General features: G+C 36.0%; 15 protein-coding genes and 1 pseudogene. 12 read left to right on the forward strand and 4 right to left on the reverse strand.

Features of this window, described 5'->3' with window-relative positions; genetic code table 11:
* A pseudogene (locus tag H7254_RS12890) lies at positions 1-462 on the forward strand (hypothetical protein); the annotation flags it as partial.
* A gap of 368 nt (positions 463-830) precedes the next feature.
* Positions 831-1,226, forward strand: a complete 396-nt coding sequence (locus H7254_RS12895) for a hypothetical protein (RefSeq protein ID WP_301933358.1) — start codon at positions 831-833, stop codon at positions 1,224-1,226.
* 31 nt (positions 1,227-1,257) lie between these two features.
* Here H7254_RS12895 and H7254_RS12900 read toward each other — a convergent pair whose 3' ends face one another.
* The 4 genes from H7254_RS12900 to H7254_RS12915 all read right to left on the reverse strand — a co-directional run bounded on the left by H7254_RS12900 (position 1,258) and on the right by H7254_RS12915 (position 5,296).
* Positions 1,258-2,313, reverse strand: a complete 1,056-nt coding sequence (locus H7254_RS12900) for a glycosyltransferase family protein (RefSeq protein ID WP_301933359.1) — start codon at positions 2,311-2,313, stop codon at positions 1,258-1,260.
* A 9-nt stretch (positions 2,314-2,322) separates the two neighbouring features.
* Positions 2,323-3,174, reverse strand: coding sequence for a UDP-2,3-diacylglucosamine diphosphatase (locus tag H7254_RS12905; protein ID WP_301933360.1), 852 nt, complete (start codon positions 3,172-3,174; stop codon positions 2,323-2,325).
* 273 nt (positions 3,175-3,447) lie between these two features.
* Positions 3,448-4,503, reverse strand: a complete 1,056-nt coding sequence (locus tag H7254_RS12910; protein WP_301933361.1) for a cell wall metabolism sensor histidine kinase WalK — start codon at positions 4,501-4,503, stop codon at positions 3,448-3,450.
* Between the two features lie 118 nt (positions 4,504-4,621).
* Positions 4,622-5,296 carry a response regulator transcription factor gene (locus H7254_RS12915; protein ID WP_301922921.1) on the reverse strand — a complete coding sequence of 225 codons (675 nt, stop codon included), beginning with the start codon at positions 5,294-5,296 and terminating at the stop codon, positions 4,622-4,624.
* A 176-nt stretch (positions 5,297-5,472) separates the two neighbouring features.
* Here H7254_RS12915 and H7254_RS12920 point away from each other — a divergent pair, with 176 nt between their 5' ends.
* The 10 genes from H7254_RS12920 to H7254_RS12965 all read left to right on the forward strand — a co-directional run.
* The gene (locus H7254_RS12920) at positions 5,473-7,683 is read left to right on the forward strand and encodes a hypothetical protein (protein WP_301933362.1); all 2,211 of its coding nucleotides are present in this window, start codon (positions 5,473-5,475) and stop codon (positions 7,681-7,683) included.
* 82 nt (positions 7,684-7,765) lie between these two features.
* Positions 7,766-9,589, forward strand: coding sequence for an ABC transporter ATP-binding protein (locus tag H7254_RS12925; RefSeq protein ID WP_301933363.1), 1,824 nt, complete (start codon positions 7,766-7,768; stop codon positions 9,587-9,589).
* 59 nt (positions 9,590-9,648) lie between these two features.
* Positions 9,649-9,831, forward strand: coding sequence for a hypothetical protein (locus tag H7254_RS12930; protein ID WP_301933364.1), 183 nt, complete (start codon positions 9,649-9,651; stop codon positions 9,829-9,831).
* A gap of 197 nt (positions 9,832-10,028) precedes the next feature.
* The gene (locus H7254_RS12935; protein WP_301933365.1) at positions 10,029-10,325 is read left to right on the forward strand and encodes a hypothetical protein; all 297 of its coding nucleotides are present in this window, start codon (positions 10,029-10,031) and stop codon (positions 10,323-10,325) included.
* A 92-nt stretch (positions 10,326-10,417) separates the two neighbouring features.
* A complete protein-coding gene (gene atpB, locus H7254_RS12940) occupies positions 10,418-11,539 on the forward strand; it encodes a F0F1 ATP synthase subunit A (protein ID WP_301933366.1) in 1,122 nt (373 codons plus the stop codon).
* Positions 11,540-11,573: 34 nt separating this feature from the next.
* Complete coding sequence (atpE, locus tag H7254_RS12945) at positions 11,574-11,822, forward strand: ATP synthase F0 subunit C (RefSeq protein ID WP_301922915.1); 249 nt, start codon at positions 11,574-11,576, stop codon at positions 11,820-11,822.
* A 210-nt stretch (positions 11,823-12,032) separates the two neighbouring features.
* Positions 12,033-12,527: a F0F1 ATP synthase subunit B gene (gene atpF, locus H7254_RS12950; protein ID WP_301933367.1), complete on the forward strand. Its 495-nt coding sequence runs from the start codon at positions 12,033-12,035 to the stop codon at positions 12,525-12,527.
* Positions 12,528-12,613: 86 nt separating this feature from the next.
* A complete protein-coding gene (atpH, locus tag H7254_RS12955; RefSeq protein ID WP_301933368.1) occupies positions 12,614-13,177 on the forward strand; it encodes an ATP synthase F1 subunit delta in 564 nt (187 codons plus the stop codon).
* 27 nt (positions 13,178-13,204) lie between these two features.
* Entirely contained in the window at positions 13,205-14,782 is a 1,578-nt protein-coding gene (atpA, locus tag H7254_RS12960) for a F0F1 ATP synthase subunit alpha (protein WP_301933369.1), read from the forward strand.
* Between the two features lie 380 nt (positions 14,783-15,162).
* Positions 15,163-15,543 (forward strand): hypothetical protein (locus tag H7254_RS12965; RefSeq protein WP_301933370.1); only part of this gene is annotated, 381 nt, incomplete at its 3' end.

The following is a 15,543-nucleotide window of genomic DNA, read 5'->3' on the forward strand; positions in this document are numbered from 1 at the left end:
ACAAGAAATGGACAGTTATATACAGCAGCCCAACAATGGACTGATTTAAACAATTTAATTACAGGCGATAAATATTTAAACTCAAGAAGAGGTCAGTATGCAGAAAGAAATGGTTTAAGAACACCGTGGAATCATGATGTAGATATGAAATTAATGCATGAATTTAAGTTTGGAAAAGATAATGGACGTTCACTTCAGTTAAGTCTGGATATTTTTAATGTATTGAATTTGCTGAACAATAGCTGGGGCCATGTTTATTTTGTAACCAATGTAAACAACTATACAGCTAATATATTAACCTTTGTTACGGATGCAAATGCAGTTAAAGTAGGTAAGCCTTCTTCTGGATATTTACCAACGTTTAACTTTAATGTACCTACTGGTTTAGATAGTCACTATTACACGGTTGATCCTTTAAACAGTCGTTTTCAGGCACAATTCGGAATTAAATATAATTTTTAAGGAAAGAATATTTGATCAAACATTTTTTAAGAAAATATTTATATTACTGCCACCCGATAATTTTATCGGGTGTTTTTTTACCATAGTTTCAATTCTATTTTCGATTTTATTTTCATTAAAGATTTGTTAATTGAGCATATTCTTTTATAACATTTCCATAACCCTGCAATAATATTTTGATAACACACTTGTGTAAACTTGCATCAGTTTCAATTAACATCAGTACCATCTTTACGCATAGCAATCCAAACAAGTTTCCTTAAGCAAGAACGTTTTTTAATGCTTGTACCACCTGTTAATCTTATCAGGTGGTTTGTTTTTTAGCCCTGCTATCAATCAAGGGCCCGTATATTTACCGGATGAAAATTGTGCCGTTATTTGTAATCATTTTATTTTATGCAACGGCATGTAACAGGCCAAACGAAAAAATAAAAGAGTATATCAATACCACAGATAGCGTAGCCATTAATTTTTTTAAAGCGGATGGAACAATGGATACAGTAGTTGCTGTTAAAATGGTACGGAATAAAAAAGTGATAGAAGACTTAAGCTCAATGATAAGTGCATCTGCTGCAAAGCCACCCGTAAAATGTGGCTATGATGGCTCACTGCATTTTTTTAAAAATAATAGGGAGATACAGGATATAGGTTTCAGGATGAATGATGCTGCATGTATGTATTTTACTTTTAAACAAGAGGGCGAATTAAAAGCTGCTGTTCTATCCAAAGAAGCATTTGAATTGCTACAAAATATACGGAAGTGAGGTGTTGCTATTCTTACCTTATACTATAAGTTTATACCCAACGGGCCACCAAGGAATTATTGAAAAATATACCCTCCTTGCGTGCTGCCTTGATGTTTTTTACTGCAGACATTGCCAACACCAGGTCAACTATCTTTTCGGTTTCATCCGGAAAATTGATGTGTAATGCTTCCTTTTCTTTCAGCCAGTTTTCAACTTTATGCAGGTGTTTTTTCTTTAAGTTTTTAATAACAGGTATGCCCAGATCTTGTGCCCCAGCAGCATTTAAATGTTGCTCGTACTGATGTGCCATGGGTACAACCAATAATTTTTTACCCATTTGCAATGCTTCAGCGGGTGTTTCAAAACCAGCACCACAAATAATGCCTGCGCAGGTTGTGAAGCTTTCAGTAAATTCAGCAATACTTACTGGCTTTATTTTGCAATTACCTGCAGTGTACGATTTTTTTGTATGCTTACTAAAAATCTGCCATTCTGTATTTTTAAAAAAGGAAAGAAAATTAATTAGCTTTTTATCAGAATATGCAGGCAGGTATACAGTATAATGGCCCAGGTTTTTTGTTGTTGCATTGCGTATCTCTCTTTTTATTACGGGGGTAAAAATGTTTTCACCATAACTTTTAAAATGAAAACCTACTCCTGTTTTGCAAGGTGCGTAATATTTTAAAATCATTGAGCCAAACAAGTCTTTTGAAGTGGCCTTTGGTGCATTCTTATTTAATACAGCCCACTGATGGCTCATGCCAATACAGGGAATATTTTTTAGTTTACAAGCCCACGCACTTACTGGTTCAAAATCGTTTATCACCAAATCGTACTCCTCTACAGGCAGGGATTTAATTTCGGATAAAAATTTTTTGGATTGCATTTGTTTGAATGTTTTATACATATCCACTCCGCCTTTTTTGCCAAAAATAAAACCCAACCCTTTTCTTTTAAATTTAACCGGATAGTTCAATCCAACATCGGCCTGGGTACCACTGAGTAAAATATCCAGCTCACATTTTTTTTCCAGAAAAGGAATAATTTCATTGGCCCTGCTAACATGCCCGTTTCCGGTGCCTTGTATCGCGTATAATACTTTCATAAAAGTGTTTTAAGATGCTACAATAAAATCTTCCATCATTATTTTAAATAGTTCTGCAGTACGCAGGTAAGCTGCTTCATCCGTATAAAATGAATCGGTTAGTTCCTGCACCAGTTTATCTTCGTGAAAATGATAAACACTCCATTCGTTATTGATATATTCCAAAGCAGTTAAATTCTCAATCCAGTCGCCAGAATTCAGATAATTAACACTGCCATTGCCATTTATAATTTTCCTGTTACAAGGTTGATGTATATGCCCGCAAAGTACATAATCGTATCCTTTTTCTATAGCAATGTCTGCTGCGGTTTGTTCAAAATTATTAATGTGCTTTATGGCTCCTTTTACAGAATTTTTTATTTTTTTCGATAAGGAAATTTTACCCTTTCCCAATTTTTTACTGATGTAATTGATAAATGCATTGATGTATATTAACATGTCGTAGCCCACTGCGCCCAGCTTTGCCAGCCATTTGCTATGTTGCATAATAACATCAAATACATCTCCATGAAATATCCAGCTTCGTTTACCATCGCTGTGATGGATAACCAGTTTGTTGACAATGTGAAAATCGCCTACGGAAAAATGTTCAAACCGGCGCAGCATTTCATCGTGATTGCCTGTAACGTAATATACTTTTATGCCACGGCTAAGCATACTGGTAATTTGTTTAATTACCTGCATGTGACCTGGCGGCCAGTACTTTTTACTAAACTGCCAGATGTCGATAATGTCGCCATTTAGTATTAAGATGGAGGGGTCGATGGTGGAAAGGTAGCGGGACAATTCACTGGCACGGGATCCGTAAGTACCAAGGTGAACATCGGAGATTACTGCTACATCAAGTTTTCTTTTTATCAACGGATATAGTTTAGAGTAAAGTTCTACATACAATGTGTAGTAATTGTAAATAATACGTTACTAAAATCTTAATAATTAGTACATCAGGAAATAAGCTAATTTGCTGATGTGCTAATTTGCTGATAAAAATAACGATTTGTAAAATGAAGATAAAGGGTGATTGTAATTAGCAAATTTTCCGATGTGCTAATTTGCTAATGAATAAAGCGATTTGTAAAATGAATATAATGGGGGATTGTAATTAGCTAATTATCGAATTCGCACATTAGCTAATTAATTGGCGTCTTTTTTAGACTCCAGCGTAAAACCAAAAGTAGTACCAACATCAATAGTGCTGCGAACATGGATTGCCTGTTGATGGGCTTCAACAATATGTTTACATATGGCAAGCCCCAGACCACTGCCACCAACTTTACGGCTTCGTGCAACGTCTGTTCGGTAAAATCGTTCAAATATTCTACCTAGATGTTCTTCAGCGATACCATTGCCATCATCACTTATCTCAATTAAAATTCTTTTTCCATCAATTTTATAGGCGCTGGCTTCAATAGTGCCATTTTGTTTGCCATATTTTATTGAATTTTCCACCAGGTTAATAAATACCTGCCTTATTTTTTCTTTATCTGCAAATACAGTCAGCGTAACTTCGCAGCCCTTTTTAATCACCAACCGTATTTGTTTTTTTTCGGCTTTAATTAAAAGCGACTCATACACATCTTTTACCAATTCCTGTACTACAAAATTTTCTTTGTACAATTGTTGTTCGCCCCGTTCCAGTTTAGATATTTCATCCAGGTCATCTACCAGGTTTACAAGCCTGTCAATATTTCTGGAGGTGCTGTTAAGAAATTTTTTGTTTACTTCCGGATTTTCCAGCGCTCCGTTTATTAAAGTATCTACATATCCCTGTATGGCAAATATGGGTGTTTTTAATTCGTGCGATAAGTTTTGCAAAAACTCTTTGCGGTATATCTCATTTTTTTTAAGTAATTCAATTTCAGCCTTACGTTGTTCGGCCCAGGTTTCCACATCCTTCCTTACCTCATCAATACTTTTTTGAGGTAAAATATTTTTATAATAAAACTCTTCTCTTTTACTGGCTTTGGTTTGATAAATCAATTTGTAAATCAGCTTTATTTTCCGGTAAACAAAGCGTTGTACCATAAATAAAATCAAACCATAACTTCCGGTAAAAATGATGATTAAAGCGATGACGGATATAAGCCAAACAGGATGAAAATAATAAATAGCCGTACTGATTGGAATAGCAATTATTGCAGCAGTAATTGCTGAAAGTTGTTGAGGAGATAAACTTTTGGTTAAAAACATTTTCAAAAATTACCTGTTTGAATATTTAATTATTAAACAAGTGTAAGTTAAACTGTTTTTGTAGTGATTATTGCTTTGCCTGAGCAGCGACATCATCTTTTGCTCATTGAAAAAAAATTTATAATTCAAATTTGTATCCTACTCCTTTTACGGTAGTAATACAATCCAGATCAAGTTTCTGGCGTATTTTGCGGATGTGAACATCAATGGTACGATCGCCAACTATTACTTCGGTGCCCCACACCTGGTTCAATATTTCGTTCCGTAAAAAAACCTTACCTGGTTTGGAAGCCAGAAGTGCCAGCAGTTCAAATTCTTTACGGGCAAGAATAATATCGTTGTCCTGGTAGTTAATAATATATTTTTCCCGGTCTATTTTAAGATCGCCTAACTGTAACAAATCATTGCCATCTTTATTCAATCGTCTAAAAAGGGCATTTACTTTACTGGTAAGTACTTTTGGACTTACTGGTTTGGTAATATAATCATCTGCACCGGTTTCCAGGCCACGTATTTCTGTTCCTTCATCGCTTAATGCACTTAAAAAAATAATGAGGGTTTCTTTAAATGCAGGCAGCATGCGCAAAATATTGCAAACATCAATACCATTTTTACCGGGCATCATAATATCAAGAATAATAAGATCTGGCTGATATTTTCTGGCCTGGTCCAATGCCTCATCGCCATTTTTTGCGGTGTATACTTCGTAGCCTTCCTTTTGAAGATTAAATTGTATGATCTCCAGTATGTCTGGTTCATCATCAGCAATTAATATTTTTTTAACAATACTCATACCTTTTTTCAATGCACAAAAGTAGTCTATCAGTTGAATATTGCATCAACCCCCGGGAATTCTGATATTATCAAATTGTTAACCACATGCTGTAACTTTACAATAGCGCTACACAATAAAGCAGCCTTTAAAAATTGTATTGCAATTTTAGTTCATCTTTGCAGTTGAACGTCTTTATGATGAAATATTTTCTACCTTTTATTTTCATAGTATTCTTTGGAGATGCCTATGGTTTAGCAGATTCCGTTATTGTTCCAATACAACGGCAGCGCAACCATGAACGCATAAAAGAAGAACAGGTAAAATGCGATAAGGCTGATGGTAAACTGGATGGAATAATCAGGGTATCGGGCAACGAAGAAATAAATCTGCAGGTTACCGATGCATTGTTTAGAAAAATAAAGACACTGCAGGATTATATAGAAACAAGCAGTAAGGTTGTTTCCAACAATGAAAAAATAAGACAGTTAAATTATATTCAGGAGGTAGTCGTAAATTTCAGAACCGAATGGAAATCAAAAAGGCTCAATCCTGTTTTTGCACCCTTGCTGATAAGTAATTTTGAAAAGATTTTAAAGGCAAATATTGATAGCCAGAGTATGGCGCCCAACATTGAAGAAGTACCCTATGAAATAGGAAAAATCAATGCTGAAATATTTAAAAATAACAAAGGCTACAACGAAAGTAAAAAAATTATTTTTCTAAAATTTTGTGCTCTAAATCCCGATAAAATTCTCGCCACAATCCGCCCATTTGTAAATGAGCCTTTTGCTGATAGTCTGGTGGTGTTAGCCGGTTTAAATAATCCAAAACAATTGTATGATTACGCTTCTTCGGGGTATTCACCTGAATCCAAACTGATACATAGAAATACAGATCCCCTTGTGGAGGTAATTGCAAGAATCAGTCATACCCCCAATGCATTATTTTACTTTCCTTTTTTAGATGATATATTAAAAGGTAAACAGTTTACAGACAGCATAAAAAAATTAGTAGGCGATGGAGAGCGAAAAATAGATAGCGTGGGTTATTTTAAGTTACTGGTAAAAACAGAAATAAATTACCAGCAAAGGCTAATTGCAAAAGATACACCCGTGGCCATGTTTGGTGTAAATGGTTTACGGGAAATGTTGCAGAAGAAAGCAATTGAAAATTTTATAACGCCCATTAACGAATTGCACGAACAAAATAACCTTGCCATCCGGATGAAGGCAATTGAACCATTATCTGCTCAGGATATTTATTATGTTATGGTAATGGGCGAGAATGATATTTACACCTCCAGTTACAAGCATAGTTTTACAAGGCTGCTGCAGAAAATGGGAACCACGCCAAGAGGCGATGAATTAATGATGAGTGTTAATATGGATTTTTTTAGAAAGTTTATAAAGATGGCGGCAAACTTTAACCAGTTGGATGTTTTTTTAAAAACAATGCCCCAGGATAAAGCTACGGTGTTGATGAAAGCCTTTGTTGCCAACCTTGATAAATCCAATAACCTGGAAGATGCCGTTGATGTAGCAGATAGTTACAGCAGTATAAGAGACACTGCGCTTTTAAAAACCATTTTAAAAAATGTGAGTTATAATGAGCAACGCAGCAGTATTGAAAATAATACCAGAGGTAAAATAATTTACAATTTGCTAAAAACAATCTTTTTATCTTCTGACAGTAACAATGTGGATCTTACCAGTGAAATAGGTATTCCATCTATTTACTCAATCGATAATAAGTATCTTGCTGATGATAGCGGACGAATTATACAACAGGTGTTTTTTTATGGGGATGAAGATGGCAAAACAAATTTTGCAGGGTTTATGAATTCTTTTGCTGCCAAAGACTGGAAGATAACCCAGCAAAAAGAGTGGGTGGAAATAAAATCTTTAAAAGGAAAAAAAGTATGGATATATGCCAATCTTCCTTTAAACAGTGATAACAATCTGGATGATACAGCACAGGCTCATTTAACCAGGTACTTAAATAAAAAAGATATTGTTCCATCAGTTGTAATACACCGGGGGCATAGTTATTGGTTACCAGGTACCATCAATAGAATGGCAGGTAGTGCAAAAATAATTGTACTCGGTTCCTGCGGCGGGTATAAAAACCTGAGTAAAATATTGACAATCTGCCCTGAAGCACATATTATTTCAACAAAAGAAATTGGCAAGGGCGATATTAACCGGCCCATTATTAATTATCTTAACCAGGCCCTGATGAGTGGCAATACAATTGTATGGAAAGATATGTGGGCAGCATTAACCAAAGTTTTTTATGCAGATACCAATAAGGAAATCCGGGAAAGCTGGGATGATTACGTGCCGCCATACAGAAACCTGGGCGCCATTTTTATTAAAGCCTATAATAAAAAAACGGAACTGCAATAGAGTAAGAAAACCAAATTTTTTATAAATGCTATGGCTCACAATGTCAACAAAAGGTAAGTACATAAATTATTAACTTTACAAAATGAGCGAACCGGGCAAGGTAAAAACCATTTTTAATCTTTCATTACTTCGAAGGGTATTTCAATTTGCATCTCCCTACAAAAGTAAATTTTACTGGTCACTTTTTTTAGCCATTTTTTTAGCAGTTATTTCTCCAATAAGGCCCTGGCTTATACAACTTACCATTAACAGGGGTTTGCAGGCAGGCACCCATTTTTGGTTTTTAAAAGGCGCTGGTCCTTTAATTATTGGTATCACTGTTATTCAATTGGCACTATTGTTAATTGAAACAGTGTGCCGGTTTATTTTTACTTTCTTTACTGCATCGCTGGGGCAAAGTGTGGTAAAAGATATGCGGGTAAAAACTTACAAAAAAGTGATCAGCCTTAATCTTTCTCAATTTGATAAAACGCCCATTGGCACACTTACAACAAGAACTATTAATGATATTGAATCTATCAACGACATCTTTAGCGACGGACTGATACCGATTATTGCTGATCTGTTATCTATTATTGCCGTGCTGACCTATATGTTTTTTATAAGTTGGAAATTAACCCTTGTATGCCTGGCCCCTTTTCCTGCATTGATTATAGCTACTTATTATTTTAAAGAAAGTGTAAACAACTCCTTCATCCGTGTTCGCAATGCAGTAGCGCAACTGAACGCTTTTGTACAGGAACATATTACCGGAATGGGAATTGTTCAAGCCTTTGCAGCAGAAGACAGAGAGTTTAAAAAATTTGATACTATCAACAAAGAACACCGCAACGCCAATGTTAAATCAATTTTTGCGTACTCTGTTTTTTTTCCGGTGGTAGAACTGGTATCTGCTTTATCTGTTGGGTTGCTGGTATGGTGGGCAGCCAAACAATCATTGTATTTAGCTGATGCAGACAAGCCCGAAATTGTCGGAGTGATCACATCTTTTATCTTATGTTTAAACTTATTGTTTCGGCCGCTAAGGGTTATTGCAGATAAATTTAACGTGTTGCAAATGGGTATGATTGCAAGTGAAAGGGTTTTTAAAATTCTGGATAATGCTGATGTAACAGATACTTCATCTGTAAAAAATTTAGAACACAAAAAGATAAACGGAAGTATAGAATTTGATAAAGTTTGGTTTGCCTACAATGATGAAAATTATATTCTTAAAAATATTTCATTTCACATTAAGGCAGGTGAAACCCTCGCCATTGTTGGTAATACCGGCAGTGGCAAAACATCCATCATTAGTTTGGTAAACCGTTTATACCATATTCAGAAGGGAGCTATAAAAATTGATGAAGTAAATATTGAATCGTACGATTTGTTTTACCTGCGTAGCAGAATTGCCGTTGTTTTACAGGATGTATTTTTATTTAGCAGTTCGGTGTACGATAATGTTACCCTTCGCAATGCTGAAATAAAAAAGGAACAGGTAATTGAAGCAGCTAAAATGATCGGGATACACGATTTTATTATGCAGCTTCCGGGCGGATATGATTACAATGTAATGGAACGTGGCGCCACGCTGTCTTTAGGCCAACGGCAGTTATTGTCTTTTGTAAGGGCCTTATTATACAATCCCGCAATATTGATTTTAGATGAAGCGACATCTTCGGTGGATACCGAAAGTGAACAGTTAATTCAACATGCCATTGATAAATTAATTGCCGGGCGAACTTCTATAGTAATCGCACACCGTCTGTCAACTATCCGCAAAGCAAATAAAATTATGGTGCTGGAAAAGGGTGTAATTATGGAAATAGGATCTCACAAAGAACTGATAGAAAAACGTGGATTTTATTATAAGTTACATAAAATGCAGTTTGAAAGACAAGAAACTACAGGGTTATCTGTTTGATTTTACCCAACTATCTTAGTAAATTACAGGATGGATCTCGCAGAAAAAATAAGATATCGTTGAAGGATACTATTTCAAATGTACCAGCTGCTGATTATGAAAAGGCAGAGAGCGATCTGTTAAAAGATGCTTTAAATCGTTACTATACCGAAAGGTTTTTAATGACAACATGGTTATATAAAATCCAGCGTACGCTTAATAAGGCAAAAATTATTCACAAATCTTACAACCTCAATAAGTAATTTTTCTCAAGGATATTTTCGATGAAGAAATAATAAAATTTTGGAAATCTCTGCAGGATAATAATGTTCTGGACATTATAGAAGGCGGGTTTGTAACTAGAAACTGGTATCAGCGATATATCGGCGATATGGATATTTGGATTGATAATTCACAAATGAACAGGGCTAATGGAAGAACCTAATTTTAAGACGCAGGTATGGGAGATTATTTCATGATGGAACGAATGCAATTTGTGGCAGGGTGGTCGGATTGTAGGCTAAACAATGGTTTAAAATTTGATATTTTGGTTGATATGACAGGTTTTGAAGATAATACTTTTGATGAATGTTTACAAATAGCAACTATTGCCAATATTGAAAATATTAAAATCCCATTCCTTCATAGTAACCAAATTGTTGCTAACAAAAAAGCAGTCAATTTCGGTAAAGATACAATGGATGTTGTTGAACCCGAAAAAATAAAGCTGCTGCGCAAAGAAATGGGACTGGATTAAAACCATGACCTTAAAATGGTTTATAAATTCTCTTTTCTCCCTCTAAATTTATAGGTTAAACCCCTATCTTTGCGCCAAATTTGAGGTACGTCATGGCATTTAAGAGCATCAAAACTATACTGGTATTGGTTTTTAGCACAATATTATTGTCTTCATCTTACAATGTAATTGCGCAGGGAAGTGAGATAAAATCTGCAGAAGAAAGTGCAAAAGAAAAAAAAGACGGCTTTAACGCCAAAGAAGTAATATTTGGCCATATAATGGATGCACACGAATTTCATTTTTTAGAATTTGAAGGAAGAGATGGTCAGAAACACACGGTTTCAATTCCTTTACCCGTTATTTTATATTCACCTCAAAAAGGTCTTTCCTTTTTTATGTCTTCTGCATTTGAGCACAGGCATAAGGAAGTAAATGGATATAAATTGAATGAAGATGACAAGGTAGTATCAACCGAGGATGGAGTAAAAGTGTATGACTTCTCTTTAACCCGCAATGTGGTACAAATGATACTGGCTTTAATTTTGTTGGTTTGGCTGATGATCAGCGTTGCAAAAAGTTATGCTACCGGGCAGGGAGTAACCTCTGCACCAAAAGGCAAGCAAAATTTAGTAGAAGTGCTGGTTTCATTTATAAGGGACGAAGTAGCAAGGCCTAACCTGGGTCACAAAGCCAATCAATATTTGCCCTACCTACTAACGGTTTTCTTTTTTATACTTATTAATAATCTGATTGCATTGATACCGGGTACGGCCAACGTGCCCGGCAATATTGCGTTTACAATAGTGCTTGGTCTTATTTCCTTTGTGGTAATCATGTTCAGTTCAAACACTCATTACTGGGGGCATATTTTTAATCCACCCGGGGTGCCAGGATTTGTAAAACCTATTTTAATTTTAGTAGAATTTTTAAGTGTTTTCATTAAACCTTTTGCTTTAATCATCCGGTTATTTGCCAATATGGTAGCAGGGCATATTATCATCATCTGCCTTATCTCCCTTATTTTTATTTTTGCACAAATAAACCCCGCTATTGGCTGGGGTGCTTCGCTTGTTTCAATTGCTTTTACAATTTTTATATATTTTATCGAATTATTGGTAGCGTTTTTACAGGCTTTTATTTTTACTGTACTAACTGCGGTTTTTGTCGGGCAGGCATTTGAAGGAGAGCATCCTAAAGATGAACATCTGCCAGACGATGCAGTGATTGTTTAATTATTTATTTTTTTAATCATTATAAAACAGAAGTATGAGTTTAATGACCGTTTTTTTAGCTGCAGGCGCACTTGCTAATGCAGGTGGTGCTGTTGGTGCCGGATTGGCAGCAATGGGCGCAGGTATCGGCATTGGCCAGATTGGTAAAGGTGCTGTAGAAGCAATTGCCCGTCAGCCCGAAGCCTCTAATGACATACGTGCAAACATGATTCTTGCCGCTGCTCTTGTAGAGGGTGCTGCATTGTTTGCAATCATCATTGGTTTCCTTGCAATGGTACTGTAAGAGTTTATAAAGTTTTAATAGCCGGTAAAGTTTATCATGTTCAAAAGCATTTAAATCTCTGGTTGTTTAAAAACTTTACAACTCATTACTGCATCCAAAGTACAGGACGGAGGATGCAGTAATTTTAAAATTGTACTATTAGTAATAAAAATTGAATTGATAATAATTTATAAATAAATACTCCCTTGGGGAGAATGGAGGGTAAAAAAAATGCAATTATTAACACCGGATCTGGGATTATTTATTTGGACGCTATTGGCTTTTTTAATTGTTTTCTTCATCCTTAAAAAATTTGCATGGCCTGCTATTATTAAAGGACTGAACGATAGAGAAGCAAATATTGCCGGCTCAATTGCAACTGCAGAAAAAGTAAAACTTGAAATGGCGCAATTGAAAAATGAGAATGAAGCCTTTATGGTGAAGGCCCGTGAAGAAAGAGCATTGATGTTAAAAGAAGCCAAGGATACAAAGGATAAAATAATCAACGAAGCTAAAGACCAGGCAAAAGAAATAGCTGCCAAAATAGTAGCAGATGCGCAAATAACTATCAATGAACAGAAGATGGCTGCTATTACTGAAATGAAAAACCAGGTAGGTAAACTGGTAATTGAAATAAGCGAAAAAATTCTGCGTAGGGAACTTGTTGGTAAAACAGAACAGGAAACTTACATTAAGCAATTGGCCCAGGAGGCAAAATTTAATTAGTTATAAAACCCATTAGCGATAAGATAATTTAGGGGTACTATAAAAGTCTTTACATTTCAGTTAATTAACTACATCAGTAAAAAGCAATGAATAACCCACGTTTAGCAGGCAGGTACGCAAAAAGTTTAATTGATTTGGCCAAAGAGTTGAACCAGGTAGATATTGTTTGTACAGATATGAAATTCGTGCAAAGCATTTGTAAAAGTAATCCAGACTTTGTATTAGTATTGCGTAGCCCCATCATCAAGCCTGGTACCAAAGAAAAAATTATTGAATCAATTACAACAGGCAGGGTTAATATTACAACAAGCTCATTCATACGTTTATTGGTTCGTAAAGGCAGAGAAACGAATCTTCCTGAAATTGCGAACGCGTATATTGAACAGTTTAATACATTAAGAAACATTCACCGGCTAAAGATCATAACAGCAGGTCCCATCAGCGATGATCTTAAAAATGCCATCGTTGGCAACGTAAAAGCATCCACTTCTTTTCAAAATATTGAGGTTGAAACAGCCATAAAGGAAGAACTGATTGGTGGTTACGTGTTGGAAATGGAAGGAGCATTGATTGATGCAAGTATTTTAAAAGATTTAAAAGATATTAAAAAACAATTTATGGATAACCAATACATCCATAAACTTAGATAAAAACAACTTTTTAAAATTAAATAGTTTATGGTACAAATTAAACCGGATGAGATTTCAGCAATACTTCGTCAGCAGTTAAGCAATTTTAATGCTGGTGCAAGTTTGGAAGAAGTAGGAACCGTATTGCAGGTGGGAGATGGTATTGCCAGGGTATACGGACTAAACAATGTGCGCAGTGGTGAACTGGTGGAGTTTGAAAATGGCGTAAAAGCCATTGCATTAAACCTTGAGGAAGATAATGTAGGGGTGGTATTAATGGGCGACAGCAGCGAAATTAAAGAAGGCGATAAAGTAAAGCGTACTAATAAAATTGCTTCCATCCGCGTGGGTGAAGGAATGAGCGGTCGGGTAATAAATACATTGGGCGAGCCTATTGACGGTAAAGGTCCGTTACAGGGTGAATTATACGAAATGCCACTGGAGCGTAAAGCGCCGGGTGTAATTTTTAGAGAGCCGGTAAAGGAGCCATTGCAAACGGGCATAAAAGCAATTGACGCAATGATACCTATTGGCCGTGGACAAAGAGAACTGGTAATTGGCGACCGTCAAACTGGTAAAACCGCTATTTGCGTTGATACGATCATTAATCAGAAAGAATTTTATGCAGCCGGCAAGCCGGTATATTGTATATATGTGGCAATTGGGCAAAAGGCTTCTACCATTGCCGGTATAATGAAAACATTGGAAGAAAATGGTGCGATGGCATATACCACTATTGTTGCTGCTTCTGCATCTGATCCGGCTCCATTACAATTCTATGCTCCGTTTGCGGGTGCGGCCATCGGAGAATTTTTCAGGGATACCGGAAGGCCAGCCTTGATTATTTATGATGATTTGTCAAAACAAGCAGTCGCTTATAGAGAGGTTTCCTTATTGTTGCGTCGCCCGCCAGGCCGCGAAGCTTATCCTGGTGATGTATTTTATTTGCATAGCCGTTTATTAGAAAGAGCTGCCAAAGTAATTGCGAAAGATGATATTGCCAGGCAAATGAATGATTTGCCTGAATCAATTAAACACCTGGTAAAAGGTGGAGGATCCTTAACAGCATTACCTGTTATTGAAACACAGGCAGGCGATGTATCTGCTTATATTCCTACCAATGTTATTTCTATTACTGATGGCCAGATATTTTTGGAAGGAAACTTGTTTAATGCAGGTATTCGTCCAGCTATCAATGTGGGTATTTCTGTTAGCCGTGTAGGCGGCAACGCACAGATTAAGTCAATGAAAAAAGTAGCAGGTACCTTAAAACTTGATCAGGCATTGTACCGCGAACTGGAAGCTTTCTCTAAATTCGGAGGTGATCTTGATGCCGCTACAAAAAATGTAATTGATAAAGGCGCACGGAACGTGGAGATATTAAAGCAATTGCAATATGCTCCAATGACAGTGGAGAAGCAGGTTGCCATGATTTATTTAGGCACCCAAGGTTTATTAAAGGAAGTAGCTGTTAAAAATGTAAAAGCATTTGAAGAGCATTTTTTAATGGAAATGGAAAATACATTGCCTGAAGTATTAGCCGAATTTAAAAAAGGTAATTTGCCGCAGGATGGTTTAAACAAAATGGGTGATCTTGCAAAAGGATTAGCCGTTCAATATAAATAAGCGTAGCAAATAGATAACTGAAAAAGAGTTGCAATGGCAGCTCTTTTTTCGTTTAAGTCCTGCTTTACTTTTTGTATTTTTTGCATACGCTCTAAAGAAGGAGGGGAGGTGCTATTTTCTATTTTATAAAATAATTTTTTTTCTTTCGATTAAATAGATATCTTTACATCTTATTACGATAAGTACCCCTACCTGATTTCCCATCCTACACAATCACCACAAGAAAAAATTACCACACATCCTTTTTTGATTTATTAGCACAATTCTATTGGCTATTTAGTTTAATCTATAAAGATTACTCACTAAATGATTGTGCCCCTAATCCATTTATCTTTTGTATCTCCGCTTACAATTTTAATTAATTCTAAACCACAAAAGAGATGAAAAAGTTTTACACAATTATTTTAACTGTAGCAAGTTTATACAGTTATCAAATCACCAGTGCTCAATGTACGGGTGTAAAAGGCCCTAATCTTTTAGGCGCAAAAGGAACATTCAGCGCACCCGCAATCACTATCAATAGCAGTGCTGGCAGTTGTACAATGTCAGGATCCGCTACCTATAATCCAGTAGGTAATGTTGGAAAAGCATTAACAGGTTGTACAGCTACTATCGGTAGCGCAATTCCTTGCTCCGACTATACGTATACTGCGGCAAGTGGCGGATTACAGCCGGAATTCACGTATTCTATTGTAAAGACAATTGGCAACACGTCTGGGGGCAATTGTCTTAAAGGTGACTGGAGAGGTTCTGACCATACC

It is taken from the genome of Ferruginibacter sp. (assembly GCF_014377975.1).
GTDB lineage: Bacteria > Bacteroidota > Bacteroidia > Chitinophagales > Chitinophagaceae > Ferruginibacter.